Below are 17,953 nucleotides of genomic sequence, written 5' to 3'. Positions count from 1 at the left end.
TATCTTCTTATCTTCTTATCTTCTTATCTTCTTATCTTCTTATCTTCTTATCTTCTTATCTTCTTATCTTCTTATCTTCTTATCTTCTTATCTTCTTATCTTCTAGAGAAAGCCTAACCCTATTTTTACCACCATCAACGTATCACACATAAAAAAGCGGCAAGTATGTGAAATACTTGCCGCTTAATATCAAATCAATACTTAAATGAATATCTATAGGGCTCAATACCTGGAAACCAAACCCCATCAGATTAACGCTTTAAAATAGAGTTTGTTGTCTTTTCTCTGGTACAGGTTGAACTTCACCGTAATCGCGTAGTTTTTCCATCTTACGGATATCTAGCTGCAATTCAGTTACATAACTATCACCAACAGGGTAACTACGAACCACTTCAGCACCACGAATCACACCATCAACTGCGCCAGAAGTTCGTTCTGTACCAAGGCGTTGATCTTCTAACTCAGCACGTCCACTGACACGCATACCATAAACTTGCTCAGCAAGCTCTCGGTAAGCATCTATCTTTGATGCACGCATCGCTCGAATTCGTTTCTCTTCATCGTTGCGTCCAGCTTGCTCACTAATACTTGCATAGCCCACTGCAACTAAGAAATCGTCAGATCTCATGCTTTGTAATGGCTGGCAGCCTACTAATAATAATGCCGCTAAAGCAAATATAACCGTCTTCATTGTGAGCTCCTAAGGACGAAGAATTACAGTATAAGGTTGAGTCATCGTTGGATCAGAACGGATAATAACGCCATCTTGAGTTCGAATGCTATTCAATGTATCCAAATCGCGACCTATACGGTCTGCAGGTAAGAAGCCTTGAGCAGACGCGACAACAACACGAGTTTGCATGCCAACCACACGAGCATTAACTAGCACCCCCCCCTCTTGGCGAAGCATCGTCCCTGTTAATACGTATTGAACATCTTGCTCTTGAGCGAGGTCTTTCCAATCACGGCTAATTGCAAAGTCACCTTGTTGAGTAACTTGAATTGAGCCCGTCGTTTTAAAATCAATAACCTTGAAGCCACGGCGTTGGAATTGATGAATAAAACCTTCCGAAACTGAATTACCAAGCCAGTTTGTGGCATCCATATTCTGTAGGTCAACAAATGATGTCACTGCAATCGGTGTTCTTGCTGACACACTGGTATTAGAGATCATAAGGTCTTCAGTCATACTCTCGACAAAAAAGTCCATAGTATGGCGAGGGCTATCCATCAGCATAAACTGGCTGCCAGAATACTCAGACTTACCATTATAGATGGGTGAATAGGCGCATGATGTCAGTAACATCACACTCATCGCTACAAGCCATTTTTTCATTGTCTTAATCTCCAGGTATATTTAGTGCTTACTACGCCAACTTGTTCTCTACATTACTTTCGTTGATGGATTACAATGTTGGAACGGTCCTTGCTTTTCGTTAATTGTTTAGATTTGAAAAGCAGCGCCTAAATTAGCTTTATGCTTATGGATTATTTATAAGCAATATTTATACCCAACTGGTAACAATCAAATGAAAAAAATAATTTCTATTTTATTTTCAATAAGTTTATTGATAACGGCATCTTTCAATGCTCATGCGTCTTGGTATGAGGTTACCGGGGTTGCCACTATTGTTTCGTCAGAAGATACCGCCAGAGTACATGCGCTTGAAGACGCCGTTTATAAAGCGGTTCAATTCTCAGGAGCAGACATTGGTAGCATTAGTAACTTAAGACCTTACTTAGAGTCTTCAAAAAAAGAATACCAATTCACCAACCACGAAGTGCGTTATATCTTGATAGATAAAGAGCGAACTCGTGGAAATAATATGATGATCACCGCTCGTGTCGACATCTACCCTTCGGCAAATGCTTGCCATGAAAGCCAATATAAAAAGACATTTTTGGTCGGTAACATTGATGTTGCCTCCCCTCAGCAAGCTGTTATGGGGAAAATATACAAAATTGGTGATGACTTCAGCCACGTAGTGAACAGACAATTATCGCAAGAGTCTCGTAGCTTTGTTTCCGTAGGTACTACTGACTATGAAATCGATAAACGTCGACCTGAAATGTTAAAGATGATTGCTCAAGATACAGGCGCTCAATACATTATCGGCGGAGTTATTTCTGATTTAACGGCAACAATCGAATCTAAACTTCTCAGAGATGACATCATCAACCGACAATTCGCTCTAGAGATGCAAGTGTTTGACGGTAAAACAGGGCACGAAGTCTACAGCCGCAGTTACCGAGAAGTGGCTAAATGGCCATTCCCTAAAACCAGTGAGGTAGATACTCGCAGTGCCCGGTTCTGGGCTTCTACATACGGCAGTATGATGCTACGTGTAAGCCGAAATATCATGCTCGACTTAGAATCAGAAGTGTCATGTAAAATCACGTTACCTGAAGTAGCGGCTGTTTTCGGAAATACGGTCACTATGGATCTTGGACGTTTGCATGGCGTGCAAGAAGGCGATAAACTTCAGTTATGGCACACCGGCTCGTTTATCGACCAAAACGGTCTGCCTCGTAATAAAGTCTCCCAAAGTGAAATGACACTGACAGTTTCTCGCGTTTATGAAAATGAAGCAGAGCTAACAGTCGATCAACCCAACCTTGCCAACAGTATTCAAATTGGCGATGTAATGAATAAAATTTTATAGCCAAAATAGTCTACTCTAAGTAATAGAGCCTTGGCATTTGGCTAAGGCTTTACCTCTTTTATCAACAAACACGTATCTTCAAAGCACTTCTTTATCATTTTTTAGCACTGTGTGTTTTAGTTTTTTGATAATTGTCGTAATCTTACTATTAACATAACTATCATTTATCAAACTTATGAGTCAGAACAATTTAATTGGTGCAACTGGCCACCGTTTTATCTCCAAAGGTAAAACTGCTTTCAAAATCCATATACACACACCTGACGATACGGTGATTCACCGTTCAGTTGGTTTTGTTCGTATGGGTGAAGAAAAGGCTCTCAAAAAAACACTGAAGTTACGCAATGAATTAGGCAAACAGTTGTGGGGAAAATTTTGGGGGAAAATCCTTAAAGATCCGTACTTGATGACACGTCTGCCACACAGTTTAGAACCAAAGATTGTTTTCAAACCTAACCCCACTCTTGCGGATCCTGAGCATAGAGATGAATGTTATATAGCTAAATGGCGAGTATTCTCAGAAACAGGGGAATATAAATACAAGACGAAAGTATGTTCCATAAAAAGACATGGAAGACTTTCAGCCTATACTCAAACCAAGCGAGTTCTTTTAGATGCGCATAAAGATGTAATAGACATACTTATCTTTATGGGAAGATTGAACAGCATCGACCTGAAGTAACGCTGTTTTGATTAAATAATTCTACTTTTGGCTTAAGCCGTTGTTGTCGTGCTTTCATTACTTCTGATTAAAATAAGCTATGCAAACGATTCGTTGTTTACATAGCTTTTTATTTGCGTAATTTATTTAACGTTTAACACTATATCAACGCTTTATTAATCTGCATCTATCCTGCAAATTTCAGCCAATGTAGACAGCCTTCTTTGCGACTCTTTTACATATGGGTTAGTCGTATCCCATGCGTATCCAGCTAAAATCGAACACACCATCTGTTTTATCTTAGGGTTTGGGGACTGATGAAAAATCACATCTTGAAGCTCACCTGAATACCAAGCCTCAACATATGTTCTAAATGTATCCACTCCCACCATCAGTGGCTTTTCATACTCTTCCTGCCAATCGACAAGGTTGTTATTCAATTTCTTTTCAATACATTCCACGGCGAATTGTGCTGACTTCATCGCAATAGTCACACCAGAAGAAAACACAGGGTCTAAAAACTCACCAGCGTTTCCTAATAAAGCATAACGATCGGTTGCTAAATGCTTCACGTTTGCCGAATACCCGCCAATTTCACCAGCAGGTTTTGAGAACATCGCTTGGCTCAAAATCTTAGCTAAGCCCGGCTCTTCGCTAGAAAGTTGTTTAAGTAATACAATTTTATCTTCAGGGTAGCCATCAAAAAAGTCAGGCTCTCCCACCACACCGAAAGAAGATGTCCCATTACTAAAAGGAATCAACCAATACCACACATCTGGATTAGTGGGATGGACAGAAATTAGAATCTTACTTCTGTCGTATTCACAATCATGATTCGAGGCTGAAATATTGTCTTCGATATGGGTGAATATCGCCTTTCTTGGTGGAAGACATGAAGGCTCTTCAAGGTTAAGCATTTTAGGCAAAACTCGACCAAACCCACTCCCATCTAGTACAAAGTCAGCCTCAATTTGATACTTTTCTCCACCATCAATTTGTACATCTAAAATAGATGAATGTTCAGTGAACTGAATCGCCGTTAATTCATGCTTATAATAAATATTCACGCCCTGCTGCTCAGCTGAATCAGCTAAAACTTTATCAAAGCTTCCTCTCTGAACTTGAAAAGTTGTTCCGGGGCCTGTGGAAAATTTGTCTTCAAAATCGAATGCTGTATACACTCCATTTTTACGAAAGGCTGCTCCATCTTTGTACTGAAAATGGCTATCCTGAACCGCATCAAGCATTCCAGCTTGCTCGACCACTTCCATACAAGCTGGAAGTAAACTTTCACCAATTGAAAATCGAGGAAATTCACTCTTCTCAATAACCAGTACATCAATGCCTTTACTGTGCAGTAAAGAAGCAGCGATTGAACCCGAAGGACCAGCACCAATGACAACAACTTGAGTTGATAGTTTTTTCATTTATTTAAGCCACACTGCTCTTTATTACTACTCAATTTTATTACCACTTAAAGTGGGCTAATTATCCAGCTTTCAGCTCTAGTAACGTATGCCCAAGCCCAATATCATCGGTTCGAGTCACGACTTCAAATCCAGCTTCTTCGACAATTTCTAAGAAATCTTCACTGCGATAAAATCGGCTATTGCCATTAGCTAAACACGTGAAGTACAAAGACGTCGCATTCAAGCTATAAGATGCTGCATCATACTTTTGAGAATCCCAAAACAGTTCTAAAATATACACCGTCGCATCTTCAGACATATGAGAACGAACACGCTTCAAAATACTTAGGATTTCCATTGGTGAAAAACAATCTAGGAATTGGCTCATCCACCAAACATCCGCGCCTTGAGGCAGTGATTGGTTCTTATCCAGCATATTTGCAGGGAAAGGGGTGACACGGCTTTCGAAGCCATGTTCTTGAGCGTTCTTCATCGCCATTTCAAGTTGCTGAGGTAAATCGACAATAGTGACTTGCACATCATTATCATAACCACAACATTGCATTGCCCACTTACCGGTATTGCCACCAATATCGACTAATGTTTTAGGTTTCTTTTGAAAAACTCTTTCCAACAGAACAGGAAATGAACGGTCTGAATAGAAGTGATCGAAATTAAACCAGCTTTGCTTTGCTTGCTCAGGTAATTGGGACAAACCTTGATAGATCGTCTCCCAATCTCCAAGCTCTTTTAATCCAGCAGGAGTGCCTTCTTTAATCGCTTCCGTTAAGTGCATCATCGCGGCGTAGCAAACATCGGCTGTAAAATCTAAATTCGCCTTTGTCATGCCATCATGCTGTAGGAAAAAACCTAAATTAGCTAATCGATAATTAGGTTTGTCCCATAAAACAATATTGGCACTTAATGCCATATCAAGCAGTACTTTCACCCCGTACTCTGAAACACCAGTCACTTTAGATATTTCTTCCGCGGATAAGCCAGTACTTCCAGCATCATCCAATGCTTTCAAAATGTCGAGATCACGTAATGTTCTTGCTGTGTGGAAAACGATTGGAGCAAACGAAAGCTTTTGAGCTTCTGTCTTTGCCTCTAACGCATTAAACGGGTCGATATTATATTGCAAAACAAAAAACCTAATTTATTGAATGTGTAAGTGACTTATTACTGAGCAGCCATGACCGCAAGCTTTCGCTTGATATCTACATTGAGATTATTGATCCAGCGGTTATAGTTACGATGAATTTTCCCATCGGAATATTTCAGATTATCTGACTCAACATACAAAATTGAATAAAATTTATCACTGTATGGAATTTCGATTACTGCGTGGTGAGAACGAACATAAAGTTCAGCGCGAAGAAGACCTGGTTTAATCTCAGACACTAACCAACCACGGTCAGTAGCCGAATCGTAAATAGCTGTTTTAACCTGTTTACTTTGAAGATTTAAAGCAACTGGAGTATCCTCGACATTCATCACTGGCTGAACTCGTCCACAACCTGCAAGAATTAAGACAAATAATAGTGAGATGACTATTTTTAGTGATTTCATGGAAAATTCCTTATTCATGTTTGGAAAATGCCCTTAGTATTTAGTGAGACCCAACGCAAATCAATACTCTATGTCAAATCCATCTAAAATAATGTCGTTTAATATTGAGAAATGGGCTGCACACGCACCTGGGCTCAACACACAGGAAGAGTGGCAATGTTGGGCTACCGCTATAAATAGCTCAAACAATGACGAAAGTTGCTCGGATAATGACGAATGTAGCCAGAACAAGAGTGTGACAGAATTCAAAGCCATTCCAGCGATGATGCGCCGAAGAATGAGCGTTCAAAGCAAACTTGCCGTTCAAACAGCCCTTTCCCTTTTACAAACACCTTCGTCAACTAGTGCTGATGAGAATTCTTCAACTAATAATGGTATTGATTACCTTATTTTTGCTAGTCGCCATGGGGAGCTTCACAGAACAGTCGGTCTCATTCAAAGTATTTTAGAAGGTGAAGATGCCTCACCAATGGCTTTTTCTCAGTCTGTTCACAATACAGCTGCAGGCTTAACGACCATTGCCGCCAAAGCGCCTATCCCCCTGACTTCTATATCGTCAGGGCAAGATACTTTTCATAATGCGCTTATTGAAGCCGCCATTTATTTACACGAACAACCAAACCATAAGATTCTGGTTATCGACTTTGACCAACCATTACCCGCCATCTATTCAGAGTTTGAAGATCAAGAATTTTCTGATTACGCATTCGGGTTAATACTCTCTTCTGGCGAACAGTTTCATTTATCTCGCTCTGTAAATCGGTCGATTAAACACTCGAACATCGACTCTAAAATCCAAAGTGCACCCGAAGAGGCGAAGCCAAAACCTCAAGGCATTCAGGTACTGCAGAAAATTCTATCTAATAGCGAGGGTTGGAGTATCTCAGGTAAAGATCAAGCTTGGTATTGGACAAAGAATTAATGAGTATCCGCTCTTCAAACACAAAAAAAACTAACCATGAATCACTACCCTCACGGTTTTTAAAAAGAACAAACCAATATTGGCGAGTCTTTGCTACTGGTCTCTGCTTCACTATTTTCGGACTTGGAGGGCTTCTCCTTAGCTTTTTAATCGTCCCTATTATCGCGACTACCTCTTCAAGTATCACCGAAAGAGAATTAAAAGTTCAGCGGCTTATTCGCTTTTCTTTCAATAGTTTTTGCCGAGTGATGAAGTTCACAGGTGCGATTGATTACGAGTTCGTCGGCACAGAGTTACTGCAACAAGACAGAAATTGTTTGATCGTTGCCAACCACCCAAGTCTAATCGACTATGTTCTGATAGCTTCTCAACTTCCACAATGCGACTGCCTTGTCAAAGCTGCGGTTTGGGCAAACCCATTCATGAAAAGAATCGTTCGAGCCGCAGGTTATATACCAAACCATTCACCAGAAGATCTACTTGAACGATGTGAAGAACGTTTTCAACGTGGTAATGTGCTGCTGGTTTTCCCTGAAGGAACACGCACAACCCCCGGTATAGAGCCATCACTTCAACGTGGCGCAGCTCAAATTGCAACGAGAACTCAAACAGATTTACGGGTAATACACATTACCGTTTCACCAAGCTTCTTAACGAAAGAAAAAAAATGGTATCACGTACCGGACACGAAACCCTTTTTTCATGTTGAAGTGAAAGGTAAAATAGAAATTACTCCTTTTATTGAGGATGCGAACAACCTGACATCTTCGGCTAGGCAACTTAACCGACACTTGTCAGAAACAATATTCCCTCAATAAAACATTTTTAGAAGTTCAGTATTGAATTAAATATTATAACGATTAAATAAAAGAAGTAGGCAAAAGTGGAAACATTACACAACGAACTCAAACAGTTGATTATTGATGCGCTAAACCTTGAAGATATGAGCATTGATGAAATTGAAACACAAGCACCTTTGTTTGGTGATGGTCTAGGGTTAGATTCCATTGATGCATTAGAACTAGGTCTAGCGATCAAGAAAAAGTACAACATCATGATCGATGCTGATGACACAAATACTCGCCAGCACTTTGCTTCTGTAGAAAACTTAGCAAACTACATTTCATCTCAAGCAAACAACTAGACAGAATTTGTTATGACAGAAATAAACAAACAAGAAGTCTTTGCCCAAGTAAAAGACGCACTCATTGAGTTATTCGAATTAGAAGCCGATGACATTACAGGTGAAGCGCACCTTTACCAAGATTTAGACTTAGACAGCATTGATGCCGTTGATCTTGTTGTGCACTTACAAAAAGTGACAGGCAAAAAAATCAAGCCAGAAGAGTTCAAAGCCGTACGTACTGTAAACGATGTGGTTGAATCTGTAGCTAATCTATTAAAGGACGCATAAATGCGTTCTGTGCTGACTGCTCTGTCGGCAATTATTCTATTTACCTATCCAATTGCTGTGTATTTCGGACTCAATAAGTTTGGTTTACAGGCTGTTGGATTGGTTTTAGTCGTTATGTTTGTATTGCGGATAGCAACAGGAAGCCAAGCAAAAATCAAAGAGCTAAAACATTTAGCTTGGATAAGCGGTTGTGCCGGTATTGCCCTACTCTCTCTTGGTGTTCTGTTCAAACAACATGGCTGGCTGACCTTCTACCCAGTTATTGTCAATATCTGTATGTTAGTGGTATTTGCTCTTAGCCTTTGGCAACCGCAAACCATTATTGAACGTCTAGCAAGATTGCAAGAGCCTGACTTGCCTCAAAGTGGTATTGATTACACTCGTAACGTGACCAAAATTTGGTGCTTGTTCTTTGTAGTCAATGGATCGATCGCACTTTATACCTGCTTCCAACCTCTCGAAGTATGGACACTGTATAACGGTTTAATCAGTTACCTACTTGCTGGGTCTTTATTCGCTATAGAGTTTTTTATTCGACAACGTCTTCGCAAGAGTTAACCTGTTATGCCAACTTCTTCTCATTACTGCTCTTTGAGTGAACTTGCTCGAACTTCCAGAGCGCCTGATTTCGCTGTCTGTTTTGATGATAACCACACTCAGACTTGGCAAGATCTAACTCAAGATACTCAAGCTTTGATTGGCTTTCTTAAGCAAACTCACTATCAAAAAATTGCCATTTGCACACAAGATAGTTACCTATTCACGTGCATGTTTTTAGCAAGTGTCGTCACTCAAAAACACGTTATTTTGCCGGGAAATGTTCAACCTTCAGCTCTAGACGAACTATCCGATCAGTTCGATTGCTTGATGGTAGATCAAAGTATTACCACGTTATCGAACAAGAAATTAGGCATCTTCAATATTTCATCCCTACTGGAAGAAAAAGCATTCGCTAATACAGAATCTTTTCCACTCAACAGGGAGATGGAGCTGGATTCAGTTAAACTGACTTTATTTACCTCAGGCTCTAGTGGTACGCCCAAAGCCATCCAGAAAACGTTGGAACACATTGAAAACGAGATCAATGAGCTAGAGACAACTTGGGGAAAGCTTCTCGATAATTCCAAAGTCCATAGTACCGTTTCACATCAGCATATTTATGGCTTATTGTTTCGCGTACTTTGGCCCTTATGTGCAGGAAGAGCGTTTGCCCGTCATAATTTGGACTATCCAGAACAAATCATGACTCACGCAACCAAGGAAACCACTTTAATTAGTAGCCCTGCACTTTTAAAGCGCATGACAACTGAGTATTCTCCAAAACATATTCGTTGCGTATTTTCTTCAGGTGGTCCATTAAGCTTTGATTCTGCTCAGCAATCTAATCAGCTTTTAGGCTCGTTACCTGTTGAAGTCTATGGCAGTACAGAAACCGGCGGCATTGCCTTTCGTCAGCAATGGGACACCTCCACACCATGGCAGCTTTTTGATTGTATTGAAGCGACTTTAAACAGTGAGAAGTGCATAAAATTACTCTCGCCTTATATCGATAAGTTTAATTGGTACCAAACCGCCGATGAGTGTGAAATGGTGAGTGATAACCAATTTATTCTGAAAGGCAGAACCGATAGAGTCATTAAGATTGAAGAAAAGAGAGTTTCTTTAGTTGAAGTCGAAAAACGATTAGAACAATTACCTTGGATCGACGAATGCGTTGTGATCCCTTTTGAAGAACCAGAGCGTTTAATTTTAGCTTCGGTTATCGTACTTTCTAATGAAGGACGAGCAAAACTTGATACAATAAGCAAAGGCAAGTTCTGGTTGTTGTTACGCTCTGAGCTAAGAAATTGGTTAGAACCCATTGCCATTCCTAGGCGTTATAGAATCCTCGATGAGATTCCACTTAATAGCCAAGGAAAGCGTTTAATATCAGAAATAGAACAACACATAAAACAGTAAACAGTAAACTGACTCAGCTTTACCGAACTCGCTCAGTATCAACATCAGCTTCAAAGGCATAACAGCAAAATTATGGATAAAAGAAAGCCGGCAATCATTGCCACTAACACTGCAGACCAACAATCAACATTAACTCTGCATGTTGCCCATGATCTTCAAGACTTTGAAGGTCACTTCAAGCACTTCCCTATTTTGCCTGGCGTTACCCAAATCGACTGGGCGCTTTTTTATGCCATTCAAGAATTAGACGTTCCACCTAAATTCAAAGGTATGGAAGTCATTAAATTTCAAGAGCCTATTCTACCTGATTCAACCATCACTTTGTCTTTGTCTTGGGATACCAGTAAGCAGAAGTTGGCTTTTCGCTACACTTCCAATAATGGTGAACAGACTCATTCATCAGGAAAAATGAAGCTTGGTGAGAAAAGTGAATAACTCTACTCCCAATGGCGAAGCTGCCATACCAAGTGACCAAGCTACTATAATAGATACTTTAGAGTCTTACCGAGCCTGCTTTCTGATTCCTTGTTATAACCATGGCTCAACTGTTTCTGGCGTGTTGGAATCCTTAGGTGGCTTTAATCTGCCCGTTATTCTTGTTGATGATGGAAGCGAAGTTCACACCAAAAACATTCTGCAAGAAGCTTCCCAACCAGCACATATTTCTCTTGTTACTTTAAGCGAGAACCAAGGGAAAGGCGGAGCTGTAAAAGCTGGGATCCAAAAAGCGCATGAATTAGGGTTTACTCATGCCATCCAAATCGATGCTGATGGTCAACATGATCTGGATGCTTTGCCCAAGCTACTGCAATTATCACAAGCCCACCCTGAGCATTTGATCTCAGGTAAACCGATTTATGATGATACTGTACCTAAAGCCCGTTTATACGGCCGTTACATGACCCACATCTGGGTATGGATAGAAACCCTATCTCTATCAATCAAAGACAGCATGTGTGGCTTTCGAGCCTACCCAATAGAAAAAACTCAGCACGTTCTAAGTAAGTACGATATCGGTTCAAGAATGGATTTCGATATCGAGATCTTAGTGCGTTTGTATTGGGAAGACTGCGAAATAGACTTCATCGATACCAAAGTCATTTATCCTGAAGGCGGAGTTTCTCATTTTGATGCCTTGTGGGATAACGTCAAAATTAGCTGGATGCACACTCGCCTATTCTTTGGCATGCTTCCACGTGCACCAAAGCTTATTGCTCGCCACTTTAAGAAGCCATCGACATCTAGCGCTACTGCAAATAAACATAAGACGAGCAATACTAACACTGCAATTTCTTCTGAAGACTCGAAAGGCAACGAGCCTCATTGGTCAAGAACACAAGAACGTGGAACTGTGCTTGGTATTAAGCTATTGCTTGCCATTTATACCCTACTAGGTCGTAAAGTATTTAACGTCATTCTGCGTTTAGTCATGCGTTATTACCACCTAACTGGCACGCGCGCACGTACTGCTTCTGAGCAATATCTATTTCAGTTAAAAGCGTACGCTGAACAACAAAATATAGAGCTTCCAAAAGATCTGACTAGCTACAACCATCTGCTGTCTTTCGGTCATACCATGCTTGATAAATTAGCGGCATGGAAAGGTGATTTCTCTGTCGATAACTTATCTATCCATGGACAAGATCAGTTTGAATCCATGGTTGAAAATAAGCAGGGAGTTCTGATTTTAGGATCTCACCTAGGCAATATTGAATTGTGTCGCGCTCTGGGTAGAAGGCATTCAGATATAAAGATCAATGCTCTTGTCTTTACTGAACATGCCGAGCGCTTCAATTCTGTAATGAAAGCCGTCAATCCTAGCTCTGACTTAAACCTTATCCAAGTCAGTTCTATGGGACCAGATACCGCCATTATCTTGCAGCAGAAACTTGAGCAAGGAGAATGGATTGTAATTGTCGGTGACAGAACATCCACCAGCAAAGAAAGCCGTTCTGTTTGGGCTAATTTCTTAGGCAAAGAGGCCCCTTTCCCACAAGGTCCTTTCATGCTGGCTTCCGTACTCAAAGCGCCTGTTTTTCTGCTCTTTGGGTTACGTGATGACAATAAAACAAAACCTCACTTCAACGTCTATTTTGAGCATTTTAGCGATAAGATCGTATTGCCGAGAAAGACTCGAGAACAATCATTGCAAGAAGTGGTTCAGCAATATGCAAACCGACTTCAACACTACACTTTAAAAGCCCCATTGCAGTGGTATAACTTTTTTAACTTTTGGACATTAAGCAGCCAGCACCATGACAACAAAGACACCAAATAACATCATTTTCGGTGCAGAGCGCCTGACTATTGAAGACGTTGTAGCAATCTCTCAAGGCGCTACCGCGAGCATGAACAACAGCCAAGAATTCACTTCAAAGATCGACCGAGGTGTGGCTTTTCTTGAGCGTCTGCTAAAAGAAGAGGGCGTGATTTATGGCGTAACAACGGGCTATGGTGATTCTTGCACTGTTGCTATACCACCTAACTTAGTTGATGAACTGCCATTGCACCTGACTCGCTTTCACGGCTGCGGTTTAGGTGAAATACTCAGCCATGAACAAGCTCGTGCAGTACTGGCAACTCGCTTATGCTCACTATCTCAAGGTGTATCCGGAGTCACTCACGACTTGCTGAACCAGATAGTCACTTTGATTAATAAAGACATTTCACCGCGCATCCCTCAAGAAGGATCTGTTGGTGCCAGTGGCGACTTAACGCCTCTTTCTTATTTAGCTGCTGCTTTAATTGGCGAGCGTGACGTGATTTACAAAGGGGAAGTTCGCCCAACAAATGACGTTTACCTCGAACTGGGCATCTCACCAATTAAGCTCAAGCCAAAAGAAGGCTTAGCGCTAATGAACGGCACTTCAGTGATGACAGCTCTCGCTTGTATCGCTTATAAACGTGCTGAATACCTTGCCCAGTTGTCTACCAAGATCACGGCAATGGTTTCTGTTGGTATGCAAGGTAATGATTTCCACTTTGATGAAGCTTTATTCGCGGTAAAACCACACCCAGGGCAACAGCAAGTTGCGGCTTGGTTACGTGATGATTTACAAGCTGAACGCCCACCAAGAAACAGTGACCGCTTACAAGATCGCTATTCACTTCGTTGTGCTCCTCATGTCATTGGTGTCGTACAAGACTCTCTGCCGTGGTTACGTCAGATGATTGAAAACGAATTAAACAGCGCGAATGACAACCCAATTATTGATGGCGATAATGAACGTGTACTGCACGGTGGTCACTTCTATGGCGGCCACATTGCAATGGCAATGGATACCCTAAAAACAGCAGTAGCTAACCTTGCCGATTTACTAGATCGTCAAATGGCGCAATTAATGGATTACAAATTCAACAATGGGCTACCTTTCAACCTAACGGGTGCAGAAGGCGAAAGAAAGCCGATTAACCATGGTTTTAAAGCGGTACAAATCGGTATTTCTGCTTGGACAGCTGAAGCTTTAAAACACACGATGCCCGCGAGCGTTTTCTCACGCTCTACTGAGTGCCATAACCAAGATAAAGTCAGCATGGGCACCATTGCAGCTCGTGATTGTTTACGTGTTTTAGAGTTAACAGAGCAAGTTGCTGCCGCCTCTTTATTAGCGGGTACTCAAGCGCTTGAACTGCGTAAGCGTCATAATGAATTAGATGAGCATCACATGAGTGAAAACCTAAAGCACATTCGAGATGAAGTGTTAAAAGAGTTTTCATTTGTTGTGGAAGATCGACCACTTGAAGGTGATCTTCGCCACTTTATTGGGCGAATCCAAAGCCAACATTGGTCGCTGTATTAAGCTAACGTACTATTTATGAATATTCCATTAGCCAATATTTCATTAATGAACATTCTATTAACGAGCCTTAGGAATTGAGAGTTCATATGTCTGAGATCCTTCATCCACTTGAAGCTGAAGTGACCATAGTGACATCTTTTCAAGATGCGGACCCTATGGGCGTTATCTACCATGGTAATTACTTTCGATTTTTTGAAGAAGTAAGGCGCATCATGATGGATCAACTTCAGTATAACTATCTAGAGATGAAGGACTCTGGCTACATGTGGCCAATCATTGATACACGAGTAAAGTACGTAAAGGCGATCCCTTTTCACCATAAGATAAAAGTCTCTGGTCGATTAACAGAATGGGAAAACCGTCTACGTATTGATTATGAGATTCACGATGCTGAAACCGGAGCTCGTATGACTCGCGCTCATACTATGCAAGTCGCGGTTGATATCGAAAGTGAAGAGATGTGTTTTGCATCCCCTTCAATTTTCATCGATAAAGTAAATTGTTGGCATCAAAACGGCTTTGTGGAAAATAAACAGAATGACGATGCGTAGAATGAACATTAAAGAAAGCATACCGACTCGCTTGCTATCATTATGCTTACTTGTCTGTGCCCTATTTAGCTCTTTAGCGACGGCTCAAGAATCTGAAATAACGTCTCTAGAGCAATTACAAACAACGTTAAGCAAGCAAAATATTGTTCGTGGTCACTTTGAACAAATCCGTGAAGTCGCAATGTTCGATCAGCCGCTTTCCTCGCAAGGCGAATTTGTTTTAGATAAAGACAACGGGTTAGTGTGGGATCAAACCATTCCTTTTCCCGTAAAGCTGATTCTTACAGATAATAAGCTCAGCCAGAGATTTGCAGACCAACCCGCTCAAATCATCACAGATCAAGATAACCCAATGGCGTTTTATTTTAGCCATATCTTTCTAGCCGTATTCCATGGTGATACAGAGCAACTTAAAGAACAATTTGAACTCACTTTTACGCCTATGAATAACTCAGAAGATGGCAGTCTATGGAAGCTTGAACTGACTCCTAAAAGCGCGCCATTAAACGCCGTGTTTCGACGTATTGCATTGTCAGGCTCACAAGATATTCAATCTATCGCTCTTGAAGAAATTAGAGGGGATAGCACTACAATTCACTTTAGTCAGTTGACTCATCAGCCAGCAAGGTTAACCGATGCCGAATCGCAACAATTTAAGTTCTAAGCTCGCCTTACTCTGGCTGATCGTCGTTGTCTTCTTTGGCGGATTGTTGATAAAGCAATTCGCTTTTTCACCTTCTGTTCCTATTGAAACCAATATTCTTAGATTGCTTCCTCAAAACCAGCAAGATCCAATTGCTGAACAGGCTTTTCAACAAATCTCATCTTCAATGAGCAATCAAGTCGTGTTTATGATCAGTGGTGCTTCTGAAGAAACCACTATTGCGGCAGTCAAACAATTCGAACGAAATCTCCACCAGCTCAATCACCGCATCAAAAAGCCTTTGTTTGAAGACATACAAGGGAAAATCAGCCAGCAAACACAAGCGAAATGGGCTGACTTTTATTTTCAGCACCGATCTCAATTGCTCACACCATCTCAACAAAAAATGCTTGAGCAATCTCCAAGCCAACAAACACAATATGTAATTCAGTCACTCTATAACCCATTTTCAGGAGTCACCGCCACTGAACTTGCTAGTGACCCATTCTTATTATTTCGGGACTACCTAAGTGAAGTCGGTTCTCAATCGAGTAATTTTACTTTCAAGAACGGTTATTTAACCGTGAACAAAGACGACCAATTTTACATCTTGGTCACTGCTACACTTAAACAATCACCTTATAGCTTGCAAACTCAAAGCCACCTTCCTGAATTAATAGAGCTTGAGAAACAAGTCGAAGGTCAATTTGATGTTGATATTTTGCATACCGGAGTCGTGTTCTACGCAGACTACGGGACACAAAGTGCAAAATCAGAGATCAGCACCATAGGTATTGGTTCATTAATCGGCGTAATTTTGCTGGTTTGGTTCACCTTCCGCAGTGCACTTCCGCTCGGATTAGCGTTACTTTCCATTAGCACAGGATTGTTGGTTGCTTTAGCCAGTACTGTCGCCATCTTTGGACAAGTACACCTTTTTAGCCTTGTTTTTGGGGCAAGCTTGATTGGTGTTTCGATTGATTATGCATTCCACTATCTAACCGATAGATTAGCGGCAGGGTCGTCATGGAATAGCCAAAGAGGCTTAAAGCACATACTCATCGCTATAACCCTTGGTCTAGCAACAAGCCTTATTGGTTACCTTGGCTTGCTAGCCGCCCCCTTCCCTGGTTTGCAGCAACTTGCCTTGTTCTCATCAATTGGCTTGATTGCTGCCTACGTGAGCGTTGTATGCTGGTATCCCGTTCTGGCTGAAAAACCAAGTGCCGATACGCCTTTGCCATTAACCAAGATCTGGGCGATGTGGTTTTCGCTGTGGGATAAGCCCAAATTCAAGGTCATCTTGCCCTCTGCTTTATTCGTATTAAGCTTGGTTACTCTTACCCAAATAAGTTACAACGATGACATTCGTCAGTTGCAAGCCATGCCTGATTCCCTTAAGCATCAAGAAGAGTTGATTGCCTCTTTGTCTGGGGTTAGTCAGTCTCAAGATATGCTATTAATCACGGAAGAAAATGCTCAATTACTGCTGTCTAAAATTTCTCATGTCTCAAAAGAATTAGATGCACTGATTGAGCAAGAAGTGATCTCGGGCTATCAAAGTATCCATCAATACTTACCGACTATTGAAGAGCAAAAGCAAAACCATCAACTGGTTCAGCAATTGTATCTATCACAGCAAGCCTCACTTCAATCAACACTAGGCTGGAAGCAGTTTCCTGAGATAACACCATTTAATCCATTTAATGCCCAAGATTTTTTAGATTCACCCGTTTCAAAACCCGTAAAGTCGCTTTGGCTAAACCCGATAGATGATCTCTCAGCTTCCATAGTGTTAATTCAAAACATCCGAAATCCTAAAGCATTTACAAGCTGGTTAGCATCAAAAAAAACACATCAAGATTCAGAAGATAGCCAAATCAGATATTTGAACAAGGCGAATGAAATCTCTGATTTATTTACTCAATATCGTACAAAAATCACTGAGCTTCTCATCATCGCACTGGTTGTGATTTTAGCAGTACTGTCTGTTCGTTATGGTTTCAGACAGAGTGTACTTATGGTCATTCCATCACTAATTGCGGGAGTCGCAGGTTTAGCCATAACTGCGCTATTAGGTTCATCACTAAACTTGTTTAATTTACTTGGGCTTATCTTGATTTTAGGAATAGGAATTGATTACACATTATTTTTTGCTGAACAGAAAAAGAGCCAAAGTACCTTATTAGCCATCACCTTATCTTGCTTAACGACACTGCTGTCATTTGGGCTACTTTCTCTAAGTAATACTCATGCTATCCATAGTTTTGGCATTACTGTGTTAACCGGAATTTTTGTTGCTTGGCTATTATCCCCTATGGCGTTACGGCGCCCTCGACCATCTGTATGAAAGCATAGG

Annotated in this window: 19 protein-coding genes; 14 read left to right on the top strand and 5 right to left on the bottom strand. The window is 41.0% G+C overall.

Features of this window, described 5'->3' with window-relative positions:
- Positions 1–259: 259 nt before the first annotated feature.
- Positions 260–691 (bottom strand): flagellar assembly lipoprotein FlgP, encoded by a 432-nt coding sequence (gene flgP / locus F0226_RS18740; RefSeq protein WP_171737058.1) that lies wholly within the window; start codon positions 689–691, stop codon positions 260–262.
- A gap of 9 nt (positions 692–700) precedes the next feature.
- Entirely contained in the window at positions 701–1,336 is a 636-nt protein-coding gene (locus F0226_RS18735) for a FlgO family outer membrane protein (RefSeq protein WP_137374818.1), read from the bottom strand.
- A gap of 193 nt (positions 1,337–1,529) precedes the next feature.
- Here F0226_RS18735 and F0226_RS18730 point away from each other — a divergent pair, with 193 nt between their 5' ends.
- Both F0226_RS18730 and F0226_RS18725 read left to right on the top strand, forming a co-directional pair.
- Positions 1,530–2,663 (top strand): flagellar assembly protein FlgT, encoded by a 1,134-nt coding sequence (locus F0226_RS18730; protein ID WP_171737057.1) that lies wholly within the window; start codon positions 1,530–1,532, stop codon positions 2,661–2,663.
- 175 nt (positions 2,664–2,838) lie between these two features.
- Positions 2,839–3,345: a Fe3+-citrate ABC transporter substrate-binding protein gene (locus F0226_RS18725; protein WP_137374820.1), complete on the top strand. Its 507-nt coding sequence runs from the start codon at positions 2,839–2,841 to the stop codon at positions 3,343–3,345.
- A 155-nt stretch (positions 3,346–3,500) separates the two neighbouring features.
- Here the strand turns inward: F0226_RS18725 and F0226_RS18720 are convergent, their stop codons facing one another.
- From F0226_RS18720 to F0226_RS18710, 3 genes are all read right to left on the bottom strand, one after another.
- Positions 3,501–4,751 (bottom strand): NAD(P)/FAD-dependent oxidoreductase, encoded by a 1,251-nt coding sequence (locus F0226_RS18720; RefSeq protein ID WP_171737056.1) that lies wholly within the window; start codon positions 4,749–4,751, stop codon positions 3,501–3,503.
- A gap of 61 nt (positions 4,752–4,812) precedes the next feature.
- Entirely contained in the window at positions 4,813–5,892 is a 1,080-nt protein-coding gene (locus tag F0226_RS18715; protein ID WP_171737062.1) for a methyltransferase, read from the bottom strand.
- A 23-nt stretch (positions 5,893–5,915) separates the two neighbouring features.
- Positions 5,916–6,305, bottom strand: coding sequence for a hypothetical protein (locus tag F0226_RS18710; RefSeq protein ID WP_171737055.1), 390 nt, complete (start codon positions 6,303–6,305; stop codon positions 5,916–5,918).
- Positions 6,306–6,375: 70 nt separating this feature from the next.
- On the opposite strand from F0226_RS18710, the gene F0226_RS18705 reads away from it, so the two are divergent.
- The 12 genes from F0226_RS18705 to F0226_RS18650 all read left to right on the top strand — a co-directional run bounded on the left by F0226_RS18705 (position 6,376) and on the right by F0226_RS18650 (position 17,944).
- The gene (locus F0226_RS18705; RefSeq protein WP_171737054.1) at positions 6,376–7,227 is read left to right on the top strand and encodes a beta-ketoacyl synthase chain length factor; all 852 of its coding nucleotides are present in this window, start codon (positions 6,376–6,378) and stop codon (positions 7,225–7,227) included.
- Entirely contained in the window at positions 7,227–8,045 is an 819-nt protein-coding gene (locus F0226_RS18700) for a lysophospholipid acyltransferase family protein (protein ID WP_171737053.1), read from the top strand. Before F0226_RS18705 ends, F0226_RS18700 begins: the two co-directional genes overlap by 1 nt.
- A 65-nt stretch (positions 8,046–8,110) precedes the next feature.
- Positions 8,111–8,371, top strand: a complete 261-nt coding sequence (locus tag F0226_RS18695) for a phosphopantetheine-binding protein (RefSeq protein ID WP_137374826.1) — start codon at positions 8,111–8,113, stop codon at positions 8,369–8,371.
- Positions 8,372–8,383: 12 nt separating this feature from the next.
- Positions 8,384–8,641 (top strand): acyl carrier protein, encoded by a 258-nt coding sequence (locus tag F0226_RS18690; RefSeq protein WP_171737052.1) that lies wholly within the window; start codon positions 8,384–8,386, stop codon positions 8,639–8,641.
- Positions 8,642–9,199 (top strand): septation protein IspZ, encoded by a 558-nt coding sequence (locus F0226_RS18685; RefSeq protein WP_171737051.1) that lies wholly within the window; start codon positions 8,642–8,644, stop codon positions 9,197–9,199. It abuts the gene before it with no gap.
- Between the two features lie 6 nt (positions 9,200–9,205).
- Positions 9,206–10,600, top strand: a complete 1,395-nt coding sequence (locus F0226_RS18680) for an AMP-binding protein (protein WP_171737050.1) — start codon at positions 9,206–9,208, stop codon at positions 10,598–10,600.
- Positions 10,601–10,672: 72 nt separating this feature from the next.
- On the top strand, positions 10,673–11,035 hold the full coding sequence (locus F0226_RS18675) for a 3-hydroxyacyl-ACP dehydratase (protein WP_171737049.1): 363 nt from the start codon (positions 10,673–10,675) through the stop codon (positions 11,033–11,035).
- A 25-nt stretch (positions 11,036–11,060) separates the two neighbouring features.
- Entirely contained in the window at positions 11,061–12,878 is a 1,818-nt protein-coding gene (locus tag F0226_RS18670; RefSeq protein ID WP_171737061.1) for a glycosyltransferase family 2 protein, read from the top strand.
- A complete protein-coding gene (locus F0226_RS18665; RefSeq protein WP_171737048.1) occupies positions 12,856–14,400 on the top strand; it encodes an aromatic amino acid ammonia-lyase in 1,545 nt (514 codons plus the stop codon). Before F0226_RS18670 ends, F0226_RS18665 begins: the two co-directional genes overlap by 23 nt.
- An 86-nt stretch (positions 14,401–14,486) precedes the next feature.
- On the top strand, positions 14,487–14,951 hold the full coding sequence (locus F0226_RS18660; RefSeq protein ID WP_171737047.1) for an acyl-CoA thioesterase: 465 nt from the start codon (positions 14,487–14,489) through the stop codon (positions 14,949–14,951).
- A 1-nt stretch (position 14,952) separates the two neighbouring features.
- Positions 14,953–15,615: an outer membrane lipoprotein carrier protein LolA gene (locus F0226_RS18655; RefSeq protein WP_171737060.1), complete on the top strand. Its 663-nt coding sequence runs from the start codon at positions 14,953–14,955 to the stop codon at positions 15,613–15,615.
- Positions 15,587–17,944 carry an MMPL family transporter gene (locus tag F0226_RS18650; protein WP_171737046.1) on the top strand — a complete coding sequence of 786 codons (2,358 nt, stop codon included), beginning with the start codon at positions 15,587–15,589 and terminating at the stop codon, positions 17,942–17,944. Before F0226_RS18655 ends, F0226_RS18650 begins: the two co-directional genes overlap by 29 nt.
- The last annotated feature ends 9 nt before the right edge of the window (positions 17,945–17,953 follow it).

Source organism: Vibrio sp. 99-70-13A1 (genome assembly GCF_013114625.1).
Classification (GTDB): Bacteria; Pseudomonadota; Gammaproteobacteria; order Enterobacterales; family Vibrionaceae; genus Vibrio.
Note: the sequence above shows the minus strand (reverse complement) of the source record. Positions and strands in the feature narration are given on the sequence as shown.